Below are 17,953 nucleotides of genomic sequence, written 5' to 3' on the forward strand. Positions count from 1 at the left end.
ACAACGTCCTCGCGGTGCGCGGCGACGACAGCGGTTACCAGAAGCCGCTGCGCGAGGGCAGGAGCGCCAACCGCTTCGCCTCCGACCTGGTGACCCAGATCGACGCCATGAACCACGGACGCTACCTGGCCGAGGATCTCCTCGACGCCGAGCCCTCGCAGTTCTGCATCGGTGTCGGCGGCTATCCCGAAAAGCACTTCGAGGCGCCGAATCTCGCAACCGACGTGCGCCAGCTGAAAGCCAAGATCGCGGCCGGCGCGAGCTACGTCGTGACCCAGATGTTCTTCGACAACCGGCACTACTTCGCCTTCGTCGACGCCTGCCGGGAGGCCGGCATCACGGTACCGATCATCCCCGGGCTGAAGGTCCTCTCGGCGCGCTCGCAGCTGTCGTCGATCCCACGGAACTTCTACGTCGAGATTCCCCTGGCGCTCGCCGATGCCGTCGCCGCGGCGCCCGAGCAGGAGGTCCTGGAGGTCGGCGTCGCATGGGGGAGAAAACAGGTCGAGGAGCTCCTGGCCCGCGGCGTGCCCTCGGTGCACTTCTACGTCATGCAGAGCGCCGGCCCGGTGCGGCAGTTGATGAAGGACCTGCGATAACCGTCGCGAGGCCGGGCTCGCGCGGGGCTGCGGGGGCTTTCGCCTGGAGGGTGCCGGCGCTGCTCGCTCTGGGCCTTCTCGGCCCCACCTTTGCGACGGGCTGTGGGCGGGGAGAGCCGACAGCGGCTGCGCCACAGCCATTCGCGGAAATCCGCTACCAGGATGTCGTCGTGGACCAGGCGCTCTACGGCACCTTCGATCCGGCGACCGGCGTCCATACCTGCGCCGACGAGTCCCGTGACAGCTTCGTCCTCGCGGGCGGGGAGAGTCGTGGCTACACGCTGGCCGTCGAAGGCGCGGTGGAGCTCGAGCTCGGTGGTTGCGCCGAGGGGACGCCTGGACCGGGCGACGGACTGCGCCTGCGCATCCAGTTGCCGGACGGGAGGGTGCAGGAGGAGGCGGTCGCGCTCGGTGGCGGAGCCGGTTGGGTCGAGCGCCGGGTCGCGCTCGCCGCTCCGGATCCGGCCGGCCGGGAGAAAGCCGGGGGCAAGGTACGCTTCGAGCTCTCTGCCGAGCGGGCCCAGGGCGGGCGGGTCTTTGTGGACACTTTCGCGCTGCGCAGCGAGCGGCCGGCGGCGCCGGCTCCCGTCGCGCGGCGCGTGCTGCTCCTCTCCCTGGACGCTTTCCGTGAGGATGCCATCGGAGCGCTGGGTGGAGGCGCCCGGACGCCGGTGCTGGACCGCCTGCTCGGCGGAGCGGAGCGCTTCACGCCGCACTGGGCGCAAGAGATCTCGACCAAGACCTCGCACGCTTCGATGCTGACCGGCCTCCCGGTCGCCGTTCACGGCGTGGACCGAGAGGAGCGCCCGCTTCCGGCCGGCGTCGCGACCCTCGCCGAGCGCCTCGCGGCGGGCGGCGCCTCGACCGCCGCCTTCCTGCAGACGGCGCCGTTTTTCGCCGAGAAATTCGCCTTGAACCAGGGGTTCGTGACCTACCGGCTGAAGGCCTGGACGGTCGAGCAGGAGCTCCGGCTGGCGGCGGACTGGGCGAGCGCGCACCGGGAGAAGGCCTCGTTCCTCTTCGTCCACCTCTACGGCGCGCACTCGGATTTCGGCATCCTCCCCTACGAGGCGGAGGGCGTCACGCGCGCGGACGTTGCGGAGAGGTTCGGCGTCGCCGGCTACGGCTGCCGCGGCGAGAGCTGCGCCAGCCGGATGCTGCTCGGGATCAACTACGGCGCCGTGCCGCGCATCGACCGGGAAGCGGAGATCGTCCGCTGGCTCTACGACCGCGGCGTGGAGACGCTCGACCGCCAGCTCGGCACCTTCTTCGACGACCTCTCCCGCGCCGGGCTCTGGGACGAGACGCTCGTCATCGTGACCGGCGACCATGGCGAGTCGTTCGACGAGCACGGCTACTTCCTGCACACGACGCCGCACGAGGAGACGCTGCGCGTGCCGCTGCTGGTGAAGTGGCCGGGCGAGTCGCCGCGTGCCGGCGTGACGACGGAGCGCTTCACGACCGCGCTCGACCTCGCGCCGACGATCCTCGCGCACTTCGGGCTGCCGGCCGGCGATCTCCCGGGCCACGATCTCGCGCACGCGGCCGCCCGGGCGGGCCGGCTCATGATCTCGAAGGACGCCGTGCGCCTCGACGACCTGAAACTCGTCTTCGCCACCCCGGAGTTCCCGCGCGCCCTCTACGACCTGGCGGCCGATCCGGGGGAGCGGACGAACCTCCTGCCGGCGCGCGAGGCCGACGCCGCGCGGCTCGCCGAGGTCCATCGCCTGGCCATCGCCGCGGCGGGGCGCAAGGCGGCGATCAGCGGACGGACGGACGCCGAAGCCCAGCCGTTCACGCCGGAAGAGGTCGAGAGGCTGCGGTCGTTGGGCTATCTGTAGCGGTGGCCGCGAGAGCGCCGGCGGTCATCGGTGGTATCGCCGAGTCCCCAGTGCTCGGTCGGGACCCCAGTCGATTGGATTTTCTTTCTGGAGGTTGGGGCCCCCCGCCACTGCGCTATGGGAACTCGGCGATCCCACCGCCGCCCGCCTCTCAGCGCTGGCAAAGCCGGCGGCCGGCGAACTCGTGCTTTTGACTTCAACCCGGAGCTGACGTAGCCTACGTGGCACATCACGAGGGCCCGGGGAGTTTGCGGGCACGGCAACCTGGGGCAGACACCCAAGGTGCTCACCGGCGGAATCTGCCGGGATGCGGTCGCGAAAGCGGCAACGAAGTGTCTGAAGCGAAGACGCCTCGTGATGATGATCACGGGGCGTTTTTGTTTTCCGAGGAGTGCACATGAGTCGACCGACAATTTCAGCGGCGCCCATTCCGGCCGCCCTGGCAGATACCGAGGCGCGCACCGCGGCGCTGCTCGAGGCGCTGGACGAGCGCATCCTCGTCCTCGATGGGGCCACCGGCACGGCGCTCCAGGGCTTCGACCTCGCCGCCGAGGACTTCGGGGGAGCGGCGCTCGAGGGCTGCAACGAAAACCTCTGCATCACCCGGCCGGAGGTCGTGCGCGGCCTCTCGCGCTTCTATCTCGCGGCCGGGGCCGACATCGTCGAGACCAACTCGTTCGGCTCGACGCCGCTGGTGCTCGGCGAGTACGGCCTCGCCGACCAGGCGTTCGAGATCAGCCGGCTGGCGGCTGCGCTGGCGCGCGAGGCCTGCACCGAGTTCGACGAGCCCGGGCGGATCCGCTTCGTCTGCGGCGCGATGGGTCCGACGACGAAGGCGATCTCGGTCACCGGCGGCATCACCTTCGAAGAGCTGGCGGAGAACTTCCGCGTCCAGGCGCTGGGCCTGATGGCCGGCGGCGCCGATTACCTGCTCGTCGAGACCTGCCAGGACACGCGCAACATCAAGGCGGCCCTGATCGGCATCGAGGAGGCGTTCGAGGCTTGCGGCTGGCGGATTCCGGTGGCGGTCTCGGTGACCATCGAGGCGACCGGGACGATGCTCGCCGGACAGGACGCCGAGGCGCTCGCGGTTTCGCTCTTCCACGCCGACCTGCTCTACGTCGGACTCAACTGCGCCACCGGCCCGGCGCTGATGGCCGATCACCTGCGCACACTCTCGACGCTCTGCCGGACGCGCGTCGCCTGCGTGCCGAACGCCGGGCTCCCGGACGAAGACGGCAAGTACCGGGAGGGCCCCGAGGTCTTCCGCGAGGTCTTCGGGCGCTTCCTCCACGAGGGCTGGCTGAACCTCGTCGGCGGCTGCTGCGGCACGACCGACAAGCACGTCGCCGTCCTCGCCGAGGTCGCGCGCGAGCACCGGCCGCGGCCGATCCCGCATCACCAGCGGGCGCTCGTCTCCGGCATCGAAGCGGTCGAGCTCGAAGTCAGCAACCGGCCGCTGCTGGTCGGCGAGCGCACCAACGTCCTCGGCTCACGGGTCTTCAAGGGGATCATCGCCAGCGGCGACTACGAGGGTGCCGCCGAGGTCGGCCGCGCGCAACTTCGAGCCGGAGCGCAGGTGCTCGACGTCTGCCTGCAGGATCCCGATCGCGACGAGCTCGTGGACGTCGAGCGTCTCCTCGAGAAACTCGTGCGGGTCGTCAAGGCGCCGCTGATGATCGACTCGACGGACGCCCGGGTCATGGAGCGCGCGCTCACCTGGTGCCAGGGCAAGTCGATCCTGAACTCCATCAACCTCGAGGACGGGCTCGCCCGCTTCGAGAAGGTCGTGCCGCTCGGCCGGCGCTTCGGCGCGGCGTTCGTCGTCGGGCTCATCGACGAGACCGGGATGGCGGTCACCGTGGAGAGGAAGCTCGAAGTGGCGCGGCGGAGCTACCGCATTCTCACTGAGGAGATGGGCGTCGCGCCCGAGGACATCTGGTGGGATCCGCTGGTCTTTCCCTGCGGCACCGGCGACGAGGCCTACCTCGGCAGCGCCGCGGCGACGATCGCGGGCGTGCGGGCGGTGAAGGCGGAGTTCCCGCTCACCAAGACGATCCTCGGCATCTCGAACGTCAGCTTCGGCCTGCCGCCTTCAGGAAGAGAGGTGCTGAACTCGGTCTTCCTCTATCGTGCGACGCTCGCCGGTCTCGACGCCGCGATCGTCAACACCGAGCGCCTCGCCCGCTTCGCCGAGATCCCCGACGACGACCGGCGGCTCGCCGAGGCGCTGATCGATCTCGAGCTCGGTGACAAGACGGCCGGCGAGGCGGCGGTCGCCGCCTTCACCGCCCACTTCCGCGAACGCAGCGGCCAGAAGGGCAACGCCAGCGCCGAGAGCCGCGCCGCCCTGCCGCTCGCGGAGCGTCTGGCGCGCGCCATCGTCGAGGGCAGCAAGATCGGTCTCGAGGCCGACCTGCAGACGGCCCTCGGCGAGGAGCGCTACAGCGATCCGCTCTCGATCATCAACGGGCCGCTGATGGCCGGGATGAGCGAGGTCGGGCGCCTCTTCAACGACAACAAGCTGATCGTCGCCGAGGTGCTGCAGTCGGCCGAGGTGATGAAGGCGGCGGTCAACTTCCTCGAGCCGCACATGGAGAAGACGGAGTCTTCCTCGCGCGGCAAGGTGCTGCTCGCGACGGTGAAGGGCGACGTACACGACATCGGCAAGAACCTGGTGGACATCGTGCTGTCGAACAACGGCTTCCAGGTGGTCAATCTCGGTATCAAAGTGCCTTCGGAGCAGCTGATCCAGGCGGTCGAGCAGCACCGGCCGGACGTCATCGGTCTCTCGGGGCTGCTGGTGAAGAGCGCGCAGCAGATGGTGGTGACGGCCGGGGATCTCTCGGCAGTCGGCATCGACACGCCGCTTCTCGTCGGCGGCGCGGCGCTCACGCGGCGCTTCACCCACAGGAAGATCGCCGCGGCCTACGGCGGCGTCTGCACCTACGCCAAGGATGCGATGCACGGGCTGAAGCTGGTCGAGCGGCTGATGGATCCGGCGACGCGCCCGGCGCTCGAGCAGGAGATCGGCGCCCTGCTGGAGCAGGACAGCGTCGATTCGCCCGTCGCCTCCGGAGCGCCGGTCGAGGAGAGCGCGGCGCCGAGGAAGTCGGCCGTGCGCCGCGACCTCCCGGCGCCGCCGCCCCCCGACCTCGAGCGCCACGCGGTGACGCTCGACCTCGACGCGGTCTGGGGAGAGCTCAATCCGCAGATGCTCTACGGCAAGCATCTCGGCATGCGCGGCGTGGTGCGGAAGCTCGCGGAGGAGGGCGATCCGAAGTTCCGCAAGCTCGAGGCGGTGGTCGACGAGCTGAAGGCGGTCGCGCGCCAGGGCGGCATGCAGGCGAAGGCGGTCTGGCAGTTCTTCCCGGCGCGCTCCGAGGGCAACCGGTTGACGCTGGTCGATCCGAAGACCGGCGAAGTTGCCGCCTCCTGGGAGCTGCCACGCCAGGAGGGCAGCGATGGCCTGGCGATCTCGGACTACGTCCTCGACTCGGATCACGTGGCGCTCTTCGTCACCACCGCCGGCGCCGGGGTGCGCGAGCAGGTGGAGAGATACAAGCAGGCCGGCGATTATCTGAAGAGCCACACCTTCGCGGCGCTGGCGCTCGAGACCGCCGAGGCCGCGGCCGAGTGGCTGCACCGGAAGCTCCGCACCGATTGGGGCTTCCCCGACCCGCCGGAGACGACGCCGCAGGACCGCTTTCAGGCGCGCTACCGCGGCAAGCGCTACAGCTTCGGCTACCCCGCCTGCCCCGACCTCTCCGGCCAGCAGCAGCTCTTCCGGGCCCTGCGCCCCGAAGAGATCGGCGTCGAGCTCACCGAGGGCGACATGATGGACCCGGAAGCGAGCGTCTCCGCCCTCGTCTTCCACCACCCCGACGCGCGCTACTTCGGCGTCTGAGGGGCGGACGTCTCCCCATCGCCAGGGACACTTGACGCTGGGTGATACTGTATCTAGTATTGCTGCCGCATGAGCCGGGTGGAGAAGCTGCTGGGGAAGATGCGGCGGAATCCGCGCGACTGGAGGATCGAAGACCTGGTCCAGGTTGCCGCCCGACAGTGCCTCCAGGTGCGGAATGACGGCGGGAGCCACTTCATCTTCTCCGCCCCCGGCGTGAACCTGCACCTTTCGATTCCGTCGCGGCGACCGATCAAGCCGATCTACATCGAGCGCTTCCTGGCGCTGATCGATCGAGCGATCTCTGCAAAGCAGGAGCTCCCATGACCATCGAGAAGATCCCCCGCGTTCGCCAGCCCAGCTCATTCGAGAGCTACCGCTTCGAGATTCGTTCTCTTTCTCCAGCCGAAGGCGGCGGATTCCTGATCTCCTTTCCCGATCTGCCGGGCTGCATCTCGGACGGAGAGACGATCCCCGAGGCCTTGAGGCACGGCAAGGAGGCGTTTGTGTCGTGGGTGTCGGCGCGCCTTCACGACAGGCTTCCGGTCCCGGAACCTTCCCGGAACGAGGAGCGTAGGCTCGAGGCGTATTCAGGTCGGTTCGTGCAGAGGATCCCGCGCTCCCTGCATGCGGAGCTTGCGGCCAGGGCGGAAGCCGAAGGTGTCTCCCTGAACTCTCTCGTGCTGGCGCTCATCGCCAACGGCCTTGGACGCCTCCGGAATGTGAATCTGGACCGAGACGAGGTGGCGATCGTCGCCGAGCCGACCGCCGCCTACCGAACCGCCAAACGCGCCCGCGCAAGCGCTGCCCGAAGATCCAAGCAGACCTGAGTCGAGCCTGCCGCGCGAGGAGTCGACAACTACGAACTGCCCCGACCTCTCCGGGCAGCAGAAGCTCTTCGCCGCCCTGCGTCCATAGGAGATCGGCGTCGAGCTCACCAAAGGCGACAGGATGGACCCCGATGCCAGCGTCTCCGCCCTCGCCTTCCACCACCCCGACGCGCGCTATTTCGGGGTCTGACGGGGAGAATCCACGGGGCGTCGAGCGCTTCGAGCGCCGGCCGCCGGTGTATCCTCCCGGCATGGTCTACCGAAAGCCGGCGCGCGCGCTGGCACCGCCGAACGAAGGCCCTTTTCAGCGGGTGTACCGACCATGAGGAGACTGCTCGTCGTCACGGCCCTGTTGGAGAGTGGCACCGGTGTGGGGCTGCTGGTCGTTCCGACGCCGCTCGTCCAGCTCCTCCTCGGGGCGGCGCTCGACGGGCCCGGGGGGCTGCTCCTGGCGCGCTTCGCCGGGGCGGCGCTGGTGACCCTCGGTCTCGCCTGCTTCTTGGCGCGCGACGACGACAGGAGTCCGGCCGCGCGCGGTCTGGTGGTCGCCCTGACGTTCTACAACGTGGCCGCCGCCGGGGTGCTCCTCTACGCCGGCCTCGGTCTCCACCTCTCCGCTATAGGCCTCTGGCCCGCCACCGCCTTGCACGTCGCGATGGCCATCTGGTGCGTCGCGCGCCTGCGGTGAGGTGCGCGCGCAACTTCGGGGTGTGCGAGGGACGGACTAGGCGGGCCCGACGACCGGGCGCTCGGTGAGAGCTCAGGGCGCCAGCAGGTGGAAGAGCGGAGAGGCGCCGGCGCGGCGGTCGAACGTGACCGTCGCCTCCGCCCCGGCCTCGCGCCCGGTAGCTCCGATGACGTAGTCGGCGAAGTCCGCCGGCCCCTCCTCGAAGGCGTTGAGGGCTTGCCAGGCGAGCTCCGACCGCTCGATGGAGAGGTCATCGGCCGCGAGGAGGCCGCGCACCAGGGCTGCGATCTGGATTCGGGAATACCGATAGCCGCGCTCGAGCACCCAGACGAGCTCGCAGAGCACGACGAGCGTCACGAAACCGGGCGTCTCGACAGTGCAGGAGGTTTCGACGACTCGGGTGGCCGCACGCGTCTGGCGCGGGTCGTCGCGCACCAGGTAGCGCACCAGCACGTTCGTGTCGAGGGCGATCACCCGGCCCCGTCCAGCGCACCCGCGATCGCGGCGGCATCGATCTCGGCCAGCGAAAGCGGTCGCGGGGGCTTGGGCAGCAGGCCCTTGAGGTCGCGCAGCGATCCCCCGACGCGAATCACTTCCAGCCTGTCGTCTCCCGTGACGATGACCTCGAGGCGCGAACCGGCGCGCAGCCCCAGCCGCCTGCGGGCCGCTGCCGGCAAGGTGACCTGGCCCTTCGAGCTGACTGTGATCGTCATAGGTTCTCCTTCAACGCCTTACTTCTTCGCCTTACATTCTACAGCGAAACGCACGCGTGGGTGGATTGCGACGCCAGGCAAGGACTGCCGCGGCAGATTTTGACTTTGGGTGAAATCTGTCGCAGGCCTTTCCTATCCAAGAGGTCGTCCGGAGAGGCGCATCGACCCGGATTCCCCTCGGAGTGGCGGGTTGATGCGGCACACCGCAAGGCGGGGTGCGGGGCCTCTGGGGCTACCCATTGGAGCGGCCTTCCAGAGGGGAGGGGATGCTAGGTTTTGCCCGCTTCCGAGAGCGAGGATCTGGCGATGAGCGACGGCAAGACCGGCGAATCCGTACCCGACCTTGAGCTGAGCGAGACCCAGCGCGCGGCGATTGCCCGGCTGGCGAAGGACGAGGTGGTGATCAAGCCGCCGTTGAAGCTGGCGCGCGGCGCTCACCTGGTCAACGACGACATCGAGCGTTCGGCGGCTGCCGACGACCCGGAGGTCTTCTGGGCGGAGCGCTCGGAGCTCATCGAGTGGATCGAGCCGTTCCACACCGTGCGCCGCTTCGAGCCGCCGCATCATGAGTGGTTCCTCGGCGGCAAGCTGAACGCCACCGCCAACTGCATCGACCGTCACGTCCACTCCGACCGGCGCAACAAGGCGGCGCTCATCTGGGTCGGCGAGGACGGCGAAGAGGTCACCTACACCTACAACCGCCTCTACCGCGAGGTGAACCGCTTCGCCAACGCCCTGCGGCGCCTCGGTGTGATCAAGGGCGACCGGGTCATCATCTACATGCCGCTCGTTCCCGAAGGGATCGTCACCATGCTCGCCTGCGCGCGCATCGGCGCCATCCATTCGGTGGTCTTCGCCGGCATGGGCACCCAGGCGTTGCGCTCGCGCATCGTCGATTCGGGCGCCAAGGTCATCGTCGCGACCGACTACACCTTCAGGCGCGGCAAGAAGATCTCGTTGAAGCCCACGGTGGACGAGGCGGTGCGCGACCTCACCTTCGTCGAGCACGTCGTCGTCCATCGCCGCGGCTCGCGGCCGGGCGACGCGCCCTTCTCCTTCGAGAGCTCGCGCGAGGTCGACTTCTACGACATCCAGCAGGCGCGCGAGATTCACTGTCACGCCGAGCCGATGGACTCGGAAGATCCCCTCTTCATCCTCTACACCTCCGGAACCACGGGCCAGCCGAAGGGAGTCGTCCACACCACCGGCGGCTACATGGTCGGCGTCACCTATCTGTCGCGCGCCTTCTACCAGATCGGCGAGCGCGACATCTACTGGAGCACCTCGGACATCGGCTGGATCGTCGGCCACTCGTTCATCGTCTACGGCCCGCTCTCGGTCGGCGCAACGGTCTTCTGCCGCGAGGGTGTGCCCGACTATCCGACGCCCGAAGTGACCTGGGAGCTGGTCGAACGCTTCGGCGTCAACCTGATGTTCACCGCGCCGACGGCGCTGCGCATGTGGATGAGCCACGGCGAGGAGGCGCCGAAGAAGTACGACCTCTCGCGCCTGCGGCTTCTCGCCTGTGCCGGCGAGCCGCTCAACCCGGAGGCGCATCTGTGGGCGCAGACGCATCTCGTCGGGCAGGGTGGCGGCATGGTGGTCGACAACTGGTGGCAGACCGAGATCGCCGGCCCGGTGCTGGGGACGCTGCCGACTTTCGAGGCGCGGCCGAGCAAGGTCGGCAAGCCCCTGCCCGGCGCCGTGGTCGACGTCGTGGACCGGTTCGGCAACTCGATGCCGGACGGGCAGGGCGGCCTCCTCGTGCTGCGCGAGCCGCTGCCCTACATGCTGCGCACGGTGTGGGGCGACGACGAGCGCTATCAGCAGTACTGGCGCCAGGTGCCGGGCTGCTACGCCGCGGGCGACATCGCGGTGCGCGACCGCGACGGCTACTTCGCGGTGCTCGGCCGGGCCGACGACGTGATGAACGTCGCCGGGCATCGCATCGGCACCGCCGAGGTCGAGAGCTCGCTGCTGCGCCACCCGTCGGTCGCCGAGAGCGCCGTGGTCGGCCTCCCGGACGACGTCAAGGGCGAGCGCATCAAGGCGTTCGTCGTGCTGAAGCCGGGCGAGCTCGCCGGGCCGGGCCTCATCGGCAGCTTGAAGGACCACGTCCGCCAGGACCTCGGCCCGATCGCGCAGCCCTCGGACATCGAGATCCGGACCTCGCTCCCCAAGACCCGCTCGGGCAAGATCGTGCGCCGCTTCCTCAAGGCGCAGGAGCTCGGCGAAGACCCCGGAGACCTCTCGACCCTCGCCGACTGAGGGCACCGTCAGCGTCCGGCGCCCGCAGGAGCGCCCGTATGACCGTCGTCATGCGAAGGGGGGCGCGGTACTGCTAGCTTTCAGGCATTCCCGAGAGGAGTGCCTCTTGACCCACCGACCGCGCGGTTCCCGTCGCCGTTGGATCCTTCCCCTGGTGTGGACCGGCTTGGGTGTCGCGGCGGTGGCCGCGGTGACCGCGGTGACCGCAGTCACCGCGCTCATCCCGATGACCCAGGCCGACTTTCATCTGCCGGGTACCCAGATCGGCGACGTGCCGAAGGGAGTCCTCGGCACCTCGGACGAGTGTCGGACCTGCCACGGTGACTTCGACGTCGAAGACGAACCGTGGGCGACCTGGGCCGGGAGCCTGATGGGGCTCGCCGGGCGCGACCCGCTCTTCTTCGCGCAGATGACCACCGCCAACCAGGATGTCGCCAACGTCGGCACCTTCTGCCTGCGCTGCCACGTGCCAATGTCCTATGTCACCGGCCATGCGAGCGATCCGACCGGCGGGAGTCTCGACGAGGTGGACCGCGACGGTGTCACTTGCCACTTCTGCCACAGTCAGGTCGACCCCGTCTATGTGGCGGGGCAGAGCCCGGCCGAAGACGCCGCAATCCTCGCCGCTCTGGCCGAGGTGCCGACGAGCTACGGCAACGCGATGTTCGTGCTCGACCCGCAAGGGGTGCGGCGCGGCCCCTACTCCGACACGGACGCGATACACGAGACGATCGACTCGCCGTTCCACCGGTCGGGCGACATGTGCGGCACCTGCCACGACGTCGGCAACGTCGCGGTCTCGAAGCTTCCTAACGGCACCTACCGCTACAACCTCCTCGACCAGCCGACGCCGGACGCGAATCCGTGGATGCAGTTTCCGCTCGAGCGCACCTACACCGAGTGGAAGCTCTCCGAGTTCGCGGCGACCGGCGTCGACCTCGGCGGGCGCTTCGGCGGCACCGGCGGACCGGTGGTCGAAACCTGCCAGGACTGTCACATGCCGAAGACGACGGCGAAGGGCTGCTTCTTCGGCCGCGAGCGCACCGACCTCGCCCGCCACGAGTTCGCGGGTGCTGCGGCGCCGGTGCTCGATCTCATCCTCGAACACCAGGCCGACAACCCGATCGTCGATCCGGCGCTCATCCAGGCCGCGCGGGCGCGGTCGGTGTCGATGCTGCGGCGCTCGGCGACGCTCGATCTCGTGCAGGACGGCGCCGAGCTCGTCGTGCGGGTGACCAACCAGTCGGGCCACAAGCTGCCGACGGGGCATATCGAGGGCCGGCGGGTCTGGATCCACGTGCGCTTCTTCGACGCCGCCGGCGCGGTGGCCGGCGAACACGGGCACTACGACTCGGCCGAGGCGCACCTCGACGAGGCGTCGACGACCGTCTTCGAGATGCACGTCGGACTGAGCGACGACGCGGCCGGAGATACCGGATTCCCGCCCGGCATCACCACCCACATGGCGCTCGCCGACACCATCATCAAGGACAATCGCATTCCACCTCGCGGCTTCAGCAACGCCGCCTTCGAGGCCGGCGGCGCGCCGCCGGTGGGGGCGGTCTATGCCGACGGCCAGTATTGGAGCGACAGCCGCTTCGCGGTGCCGGCCGCCGCGGTGCGTGCCGAGGCCGAGATCTACTACCAGAACACGCCTCGGCACTACATCGAGGCGCTGCGCGACGGCAATGTCACCGATGACTGGGGGCAAACGCTCCACGATCTCTGGACCGCCACTGGCCGCGGCGCGCCGATCGAGATCGCCCGGCGGGCGATCCCGCTCGGCGTCGAGGCCATCTTCGCGGACGGCTTCGAGTCCGGCTACACGACGGCCTGGTCGACGACCGCACCTTAGAGCGCCCGAAATCAGGGCGACGCAGGCGTCGCCTCGGCTGTGCGGCTGCGTACCGCCTCAGGCAGGCTGGGTGGACTCGGATCGCAGCGCTGCGAGGACTTCGTCGACGCCGTAGTCGCGCTCTCCCGGCGGCAGAAAGAGGCGCAGTGAGTCGAGATCGTCTCCGGCGGTGAGGAGCGGCGGCTCGGGTGCGCCATGGATCTGCGGCTCGGCGAGCGACACATTGGCGAGCAGGCTGTTGCATAGGCACTTCCGCCCCACCGTCTGCGCCGCTTCGCCGCCCTTGGCGACGAACGCCTCGACCGGCTCGGCAGCGCAGCGATAGCCGATGCCGCCGTCCTCGCGGCGGTAGGAGCTCCTCAGAAAGCCGAGGTTGCAGACGCGCTCGCGCTGCTCGTAGACCGCCTCTTCCGAGAGCGTGCCGGGAAGATCCACGACCTTGAACGGGAAGCCGGTCGGGGAGGCGCGCGGATCGGTGCGGACCCCGGAGAATCCCTCTTCGACCCGGGCGATCACCGCCCGGCGCAGCGCCGGATCGAGCCCCGACTCGCGGGTGAAGGCGAAGGCGGTGCCGACCTGGATACCGTGGGCGCCGAGGCGTCGGGCTTCGGCGAGCGCGCCCGGTCGGCCGCGGCTGCCGGCGAGCCAGAAGGGCTTGCCGAGCTCGCGGAGCTTCGCGAGATCGACTTCGTCGCGCGGCCCGTAGAGCGGCTGGCCGAGGGCGTCGAAGCGCGCCGCGCCGCGCGGCGGCGCGTTGTGGCCGCCGGCGGCCGGCGCTTCGACGATGAATCCGGTGATGGAGCCAGCGGGTCCGGTGGCGCGCTTGAGCAGGATCTGCGCCAGCGAGGCCGAGGAGATGATCGGCAAGAAGAAGGGTTGCGCGAGCGCCGGCGACACTCCCGCAGAACCCAGGCCGAGCGCCGCCGGATCGAAGGCGATCCGGAGGTCGGCGGTCTCGTCGCTGGCGGTGTCTCCCGTCAGCGGCACCGAGAGCGACGCTGGCCGGTGCCCGGAGAGCGCCTCTAGGGCAGCGGGAATCTCGATCGGAATGCCGGCGCCCATGAGGACGTAGCCGACGCCGGCGAGCATCGCACCGTAGAGCGTCGGCAGAGTCGGCAGGACGATCTTCTGCAGCAGGTTGATGCCCACGGTGCCGTCGTGACCCTCGCGCGCGAGGTCGACCTCGATGAAGCTCGCGAGAACGTTGAGGCCCAGGAGCTCGCGGCCGGGTTGCAGAGTGTGGCGAGCGACCTCGGCGAAGCGCGCGCCGGGGGCGATGCCGCCCGCCACGAAGTAGCGTTTCAGTACCCGGTCGACGAGCTCCCGATACGGAAAGCGGGCCATGGAGCGGCGCAGATCGCCGCTCTTGTCGCCGAGCTGCAGGCGGCGGGCGAGCTGCACGTCGAGCGCCGTGCCCGAGACCACACCGAGCCCCCCGGCGGCGGCCACGGCGCGTGCCAGACGCCATCCCGAGACGCCGACCCCCATCCCGCCCTGAATCACTTCCGGATGCTTCGCCTCGTGCATGAGAGCTCCTCGCGCCGAGATATTACAGCAAGCAGACGATCGGTGATGGCAGAGAAACATCGAGGCGCCGGCCCGGAAGGAGAGGCCGGTGGTTTTCCCTCGACTTGGAGTCGGGCCGGGGACTATGCTGGCGCCACTTTCGAGGGATGGACGAATGGCCTTGAGGCTGACCTGCCCGAATTGCGGCTCGCGCCCGCATACCGAATTCTGGTTCGGTGGCGAGGTCGAAGCTCGGGCGGAGGAGCCGCAGGTGGAGTCCGGCGGCGGGAGGAGCGCCGCCGCCCTCGAGGCCGACTTCGCGCACGTCTGGCTGCGCAGGAATAGCTGCGGCATCCAGCGCGAGCGGTGGTTTCATCACGCCGGCTGCCGGCGTTGGCACACGGCGGTCCGCGACACGCTCACCAACGAAGTTCATGACCGTCGCTGACGACCGTTCGGCCGGCGGTCGCCCGCACTCGGGGCGATTCGAATTCGAGGGCCGCGAGGTCGTGGCGGCGGCGGCGGACACGGTCGCCTCGGCGCTCTATCGCGCCGGCCTCCGCACCTTCTCGCGGTCGTTCAAGTACCACCGCAAGCGCGGTCTCTACTGCCTCACCGGCGACTGCCCGAACTGCCTGATGACCGTGGACGGCGAGCCCGCGGTACGCACCTGCACCGCGCCGGCGGCGGGCGTTCGCGCGGTGCAGCGGGGGAGCGGCTGGCCGACCGCCGGGCACGATGCACTGTCGATCCTCTGGCGCCTTCGGGCCCTCCTGCCGGTGGGCTTCTACTACAAGTCGATGATCCGGCCGCGCTGGCTCTGGCCCCTGGCGGAACGTGTCATCCGCCGGATCGCCGGGCTCGGTCCGGTCACCCGGGGCCTCTCGGTCGCAAGCCGCGAGCGTCTCTACCATCATCCCGATCTGCTCGTCGTCGGCGGCGGCCTCGCCGGCCTCGCCGCGGCTTGCGCCGCGGCGGAGCGCGGCGAGCGGGTGGTGCTCGCCGACGAGGGTGCGATCGGCGAGGGATTGGTCGCAGGCCCGCTGCGCGCCCGCGTCGACGCCTTGCGCGCGCGCCTCGGGCAGCTTTCCGCCGGCGGCGCGATCACCGTGCTGGAGCGCGCGACAGCGGTCGGTCTCTATCCCGGCCCCCTGGTGCCGATCGCGGGAAAGGACTTGCTGCATCTCGTTCATCCCGGGCACATCGTCGTCGCGACGGGCGCTGTCGAGCGCCATGCGGTCTTTCCCGGCAGCGACCTGCCCGGGGTCTTCCTGGCGCGCGGCGCGGCCCGGCTCGCCGGAGTCCACGGACTGTCGCCGGGCCGGCGGATCGTTCTGGTCGCGACGCACGCCGAGGGCATGGACCACTTCGATACCCTGCGCGCCCACGCCGCCCGTGAGTCCGCTAGAGATTCCGCCAAGGATTCCGACTGCACGGTAGTCGCCGTGGTCGCCCCAAGAGCGCTCGCGGCGCGGGTGCCCGTCGGCGTCGAGGTCCTGCACGACGGAGCGGTCGTCGCCGCCCTGGGCAGGGGTGCCGTGCGTGCCGTCGTGGTCGAAACCGCCGCCGGCCGGCGGACGATCGCTTGCGATGCGGTGGTCCTCGCCCTCGGCTTCGAGCCCAGAAACGGCCTGTTGCGGCAGGCGCTCGGCGAATCCGTGCAGGGCGCAGGAGATGCGGTGCTCCCGGGATGCACACCGGCCGAGGCGGAGGCCTCCGGAGTCCGGGCGGCCTCGCCCGACGCGACGATCGCCGTCGCGCTTCCCGCGGGCGAGCGCCCGCTTCCCGCTGTCGCGGCTCGAGGGTTCGTCTGCCTCTGCGAAGACGTCGAGGCCGGCGAGCTCGCAGAGGCCTTCCGCGAGGGCTTCCGCTCCACCGAGCTCCTCAAGCGCTATACGACGATGACCATGGGCGCCTGCCAGGGGGCGCTCTGCCAGTCACACCTGCGAGCTTTCGTCTGCTCCCGGTCGCAGGGGGTGACTGGAGCGATCGGAGCGATCGGAGCGAGCGGCGCTGCCGATGTGAGCCGGCCCACCGTCGCCCGTCCGCCGACGCGTCCGGTGCGGCTCGAGGATCTGGCGGCAGGGGTGCGCGTGCCGCTCGAGTACCACACGGCTCTGCACTCCCGGCACCGCGCTTTGGGCGCCGTCATGGAGTGGACGGGCACTTGGAAGCGACCGTCGAACTACGGCGACGTGCTCGGCGAGTACCGGGCGGTGCGCGAGAACGTGAGCCTCATGGACGTCTCGACGCTCGGCAAGTACCACGTCGCCGGACCGGATGCCGCGCGCTTCCTCGAGCGGCTCTACCCCTGCCACGTCGCCGATCTCGCGCCGGGTCGCAGCCGCTACACGCTGCTGCTCAACGAGGCCGGCTACATCTTCGACGACGGCCTGGTCTGCGCACTCGGCGACGGCAGCTACTATGCGACCTTCACCTCGTCGGGCGCCGACGCCGCGGAGTCGTGGCTGCGCGAGTGGGCCGAAGCCTGGGGGCTCCGGGTCCATATCGTCAATCAGACCTGGTCACGCAGCGCCATCCACGTGGCCGGTCCGCGCACCCGCGACCTGCTCGCGAAGCTCACCCCGGATGCGGTCGACAGCGCCGCGATCCCCTACGGCGGCGTGCGCGAGCTCGAGGTCGCCGGAGTGCGCTGCCGCGCCCTCCGCGTCGGCTTCGTCGGCGAGCTCTCGATCGAGTTCCATCATCCGACGCGGCGCAGTCCGGAGCTCTGGGACGCGCTCTCATCTGCCGGCGCGGACTTGGGACTCCGGCCGCACGGTCTCGACGCGCTGAAGCTCCTGCGTCTCGAGAAGGGGCATTTCATCGTCGGTCTCGACACCGACTTCGACAGCACGCCGGCCAAGGTCGGCGCCTCCTGGGCGGTCAAGATGGAGAAGCCCGAGTTCGTCGGCCGCACCGCGCTCGAGCGCCTCGGGCGGATTCCACGCGAGCGCTCGCTCCTGCCGATGCTCTTCGAGGGCGAGCGCGCGCCGGAGGAGGGGGCGCAGCTCTTCGTCGGCGGTGCGCATGTCGGCCACCTCACTTCGTCGCGCTTCTCGCCGATCCTCGGCAAGGGCGTGGCGCTCGGGTGGGTGCGCCATCCGGAGGGCTCCGCGCCGCTGGCGATTACGGCGCGCGACACCCGCGGCGAGCTCCAGGGGCTGGTGACACGGGCGCCGTTCTACGACCCGCACGGGGAGCGCCTGCGTGCTTGAGATCGGCCGCTTCCACGCCGCGATCGTCGAGTGCCACGCCGGCGCGGCGGCGCTCGACGCGCTGAGGATCCCGGCGGATGTGCATGCCTGCCGGGTGGCGCCGGACGAGCTGCTGCTGCTCGCGGCACCGGCGAGGGCGGCAGAGCTCTTGCAGCGGGCCTCGGCGCACCTCGCGGTCGTCGAGCCCGGCGCGCTGGTCGCCGACCAGAGCGACGGCTGGACGATCTTCAGCCTGGCGGGCGACGGCGGGATGAGTGCGCTCGCGCAGCTGGCGCAGTTTCCGATCCGGGAACGCCGTCCGGCGTTCCTCCAGGGAGCGGTCGCCGGCGGTGCCGCGAAGCTCCTTCTCCTGCCGGGTGTCGTTCACATCCTGGTGCCGTTCGCGCTCCGGGACCATGTCGAAGGCCGGCTGCGCGACGTCTGTGCCGCGCGGCCGTTCCGTCTGGCGACGAGCGAGTCGCCGTTCGCGCCGATCTTCGAGGTCGCCGCCGGGAGTCCGACGGGGCCATCCTCCGGATTTCCCACCTGAGA

Annotated in this window: 15 protein-coding genes and 1 riboswitch; of the genes, 12 read left to right on the top strand and 3 right to left on the bottom strand. The window is 70.0% G+C overall.

Annotated elements, in window-relative coordinates; translation table 11 throughout:
- The 7 genes from KBI44_09430 to KBI44_09460 form a co-directional block, all read left to right on the top strand.
- A partial coding sequence (locus KBI44_09430; GenBank protein ID MBP9144691.1) for a methylenetetrahydrofolate reductase occupies positions 1–599 on the top strand: 599 nt, incomplete at its 5' end.
- Between the two features lie 170 nt (positions 600–769).
- Positions 770–2,440: a sulfatase gene (locus tag KBI44_09435; GenBank protein MBP9144692.1), complete on the top strand. Its 1,671-nt coding sequence runs from the start codon at positions 770–772 to the stop codon at positions 2,438–2,440.
- Positions 2,441–2,661: 221 nt separating this feature from the next.
- Positions 2,662–2,782, top strand: a riboswitch (SAM riboswitch).
- Between the two features lie 55 nt (positions 2,783–2,837).
- Positions 2,838–6,347, top strand: a complete 3,510-nt coding sequence (gene metH, locus KBI44_09440) for a methionine synthase (protein ID MBP9144693.1) — start codon at positions 2,838–2,840, stop codon at positions 6,345–6,347.
- 69 nt (positions 6,348–6,416) lie between these two features.
- Positions 6,417–6,671 carry a type II toxin-antitoxin system HicA family toxin gene (locus KBI44_09445; GenBank protein ID MBP9144694.1) on the top strand — a complete coding sequence of 85 codons (255 nt, stop codon included), beginning with the start codon at positions 6,417–6,419 and terminating at the stop codon, positions 6,669–6,671.
- The gene (locus KBI44_09450; protein MBP9144695.1) at positions 6,668–7,174 is read left to right on the top strand and encodes a type II toxin-antitoxin system HicB family antitoxin; all 507 of its coding nucleotides are present in this window, start codon (positions 6,668–6,670) and stop codon (positions 7,172–7,174) included. Before KBI44_09445 ends, KBI44_09450 begins: the two co-directional genes overlap by 4 nt.
- A 121-nt stretch (positions 7,175–7,295) precedes the next feature.
- Positions 7,296–7,364, top strand: a complete 69-nt coding sequence (locus KBI44_09455) for a hypothetical protein (protein MBP9144696.1) — start codon at positions 7,296–7,298, stop codon at positions 7,362–7,364.
- 132 nt (positions 7,365–7,496) lie between these two features.
- Positions 7,497–7,862, top strand: a complete 366-nt coding sequence (locus tag KBI44_09460) for a hypothetical protein (protein ID MBP9144697.1) — start codon at positions 7,497–7,499, stop codon at positions 7,860–7,862.
- Positions 7,863–7,934: 72 nt separating this feature from the next.
- On the opposite strand, the gene KBI44_09465 is transcribed toward KBI44_09460, so the two are convergent.
- A complete protein-coding gene (locus KBI44_09465; protein MBP9144698.1) occupies positions 7,935–8,336 on the bottom strand; it encodes a type II toxin-antitoxin system VapC family toxin in 402 nt (133 codons plus the stop codon).
- Positions 8,333–8,575, bottom strand: coding sequence for an AbrB/MazE/SpoVT family DNA-binding domain-containing protein (locus KBI44_09470; protein ID MBP9144699.1), 243 nt, complete (start codon positions 8,573–8,575; stop codon positions 8,333–8,335). The genes KBI44_09465 and KBI44_09470 overlap by 4 nt, the downstream gene beginning before the upstream one ends.
- Before the next feature lie 306 nt (positions 8,576–8,881).
- Between KBI44_09470 and acs the strand changes: the two genes are divergently transcribed.
- Positions 8,882–10,843 (top strand): acetate--CoA ligase, encoded by a 1,962-nt coding sequence (gene acs, locus KBI44_09475; GenBank protein ID MBP9144700.1) that lies wholly within the window; start codon positions 8,882–8,884, stop codon positions 10,841–10,843.
- 106 nt (positions 10,844–10,949) lie between these two features.
- The gene (locus KBI44_09480; GenBank protein ID MBP9144701.1) at positions 10,950–12,698 is read left to right on the top strand and encodes a hypothetical protein; all 1,749 of its coding nucleotides are present in this window, start codon (positions 10,950–10,952) and stop codon (positions 12,696–12,698) included.
- Positions 12,699–12,755: 57 nt separating this feature from the next.
- On the opposite strand, the gene KBI44_09485 is transcribed toward KBI44_09480, so the two are convergent.
- Positions 12,756–14,225: a nitronate monooxygenase gene (locus tag KBI44_09485; GenBank protein ID MBP9144702.1), complete on the bottom strand. Its 1,470-nt coding sequence runs from the start codon at positions 14,223–14,225 to the stop codon at positions 12,756–12,758.
- A gap of 154 nt (positions 14,226–14,379) precedes the next feature.
- Here KBI44_09485 and KBI44_09490 point away from each other — a divergent pair, with 154 nt between their 5' ends.
- From KBI44_09490 to KBI44_09500, 3 genes are read left to right on the top strand one after another with little or no spacing between them, the layout of a single operon-like run.
- On the top strand, positions 14,380–14,652 hold the full coding sequence (locus KBI44_09490; protein MBP9144703.1) for a sarcosine oxidase subunit delta: 273 nt from the start codon (positions 14,380–14,382) through the stop codon (positions 14,650–14,652).
- Positions 14,639–17,422: a (2Fe-2S)-binding protein gene (locus KBI44_09495; GenBank protein ID MBP9144704.1), complete on the top strand. Its 2,784-nt coding sequence runs from the start codon at positions 14,639–14,641 to the stop codon at positions 17,420–17,422. The genes KBI44_09490 and KBI44_09495 overlap by 14 nt, the downstream gene beginning before the upstream one ends.
- On the top strand, positions 17,415–17,951 hold the full coding sequence (locus KBI44_09500) for a hypothetical protein (protein ID MBP9144705.1): 537 nt from the start codon (positions 17,415–17,417) through the stop codon (positions 17,949–17,951). The genes KBI44_09495 and KBI44_09500 overlap by 8 nt, the downstream gene beginning before the upstream one ends.
- The last annotated feature ends 2 nt before the right edge of the window (positions 17,952–17,953 follow it).

This window comes from Thermoanaerobaculia bacterium, assembly GCA_018057705.1.
Lineage (GTDB): Bacteria > Acidobacteriota > Thermoanaerobaculia > Multivoradales > JAGPDF01 > JAGPDF01.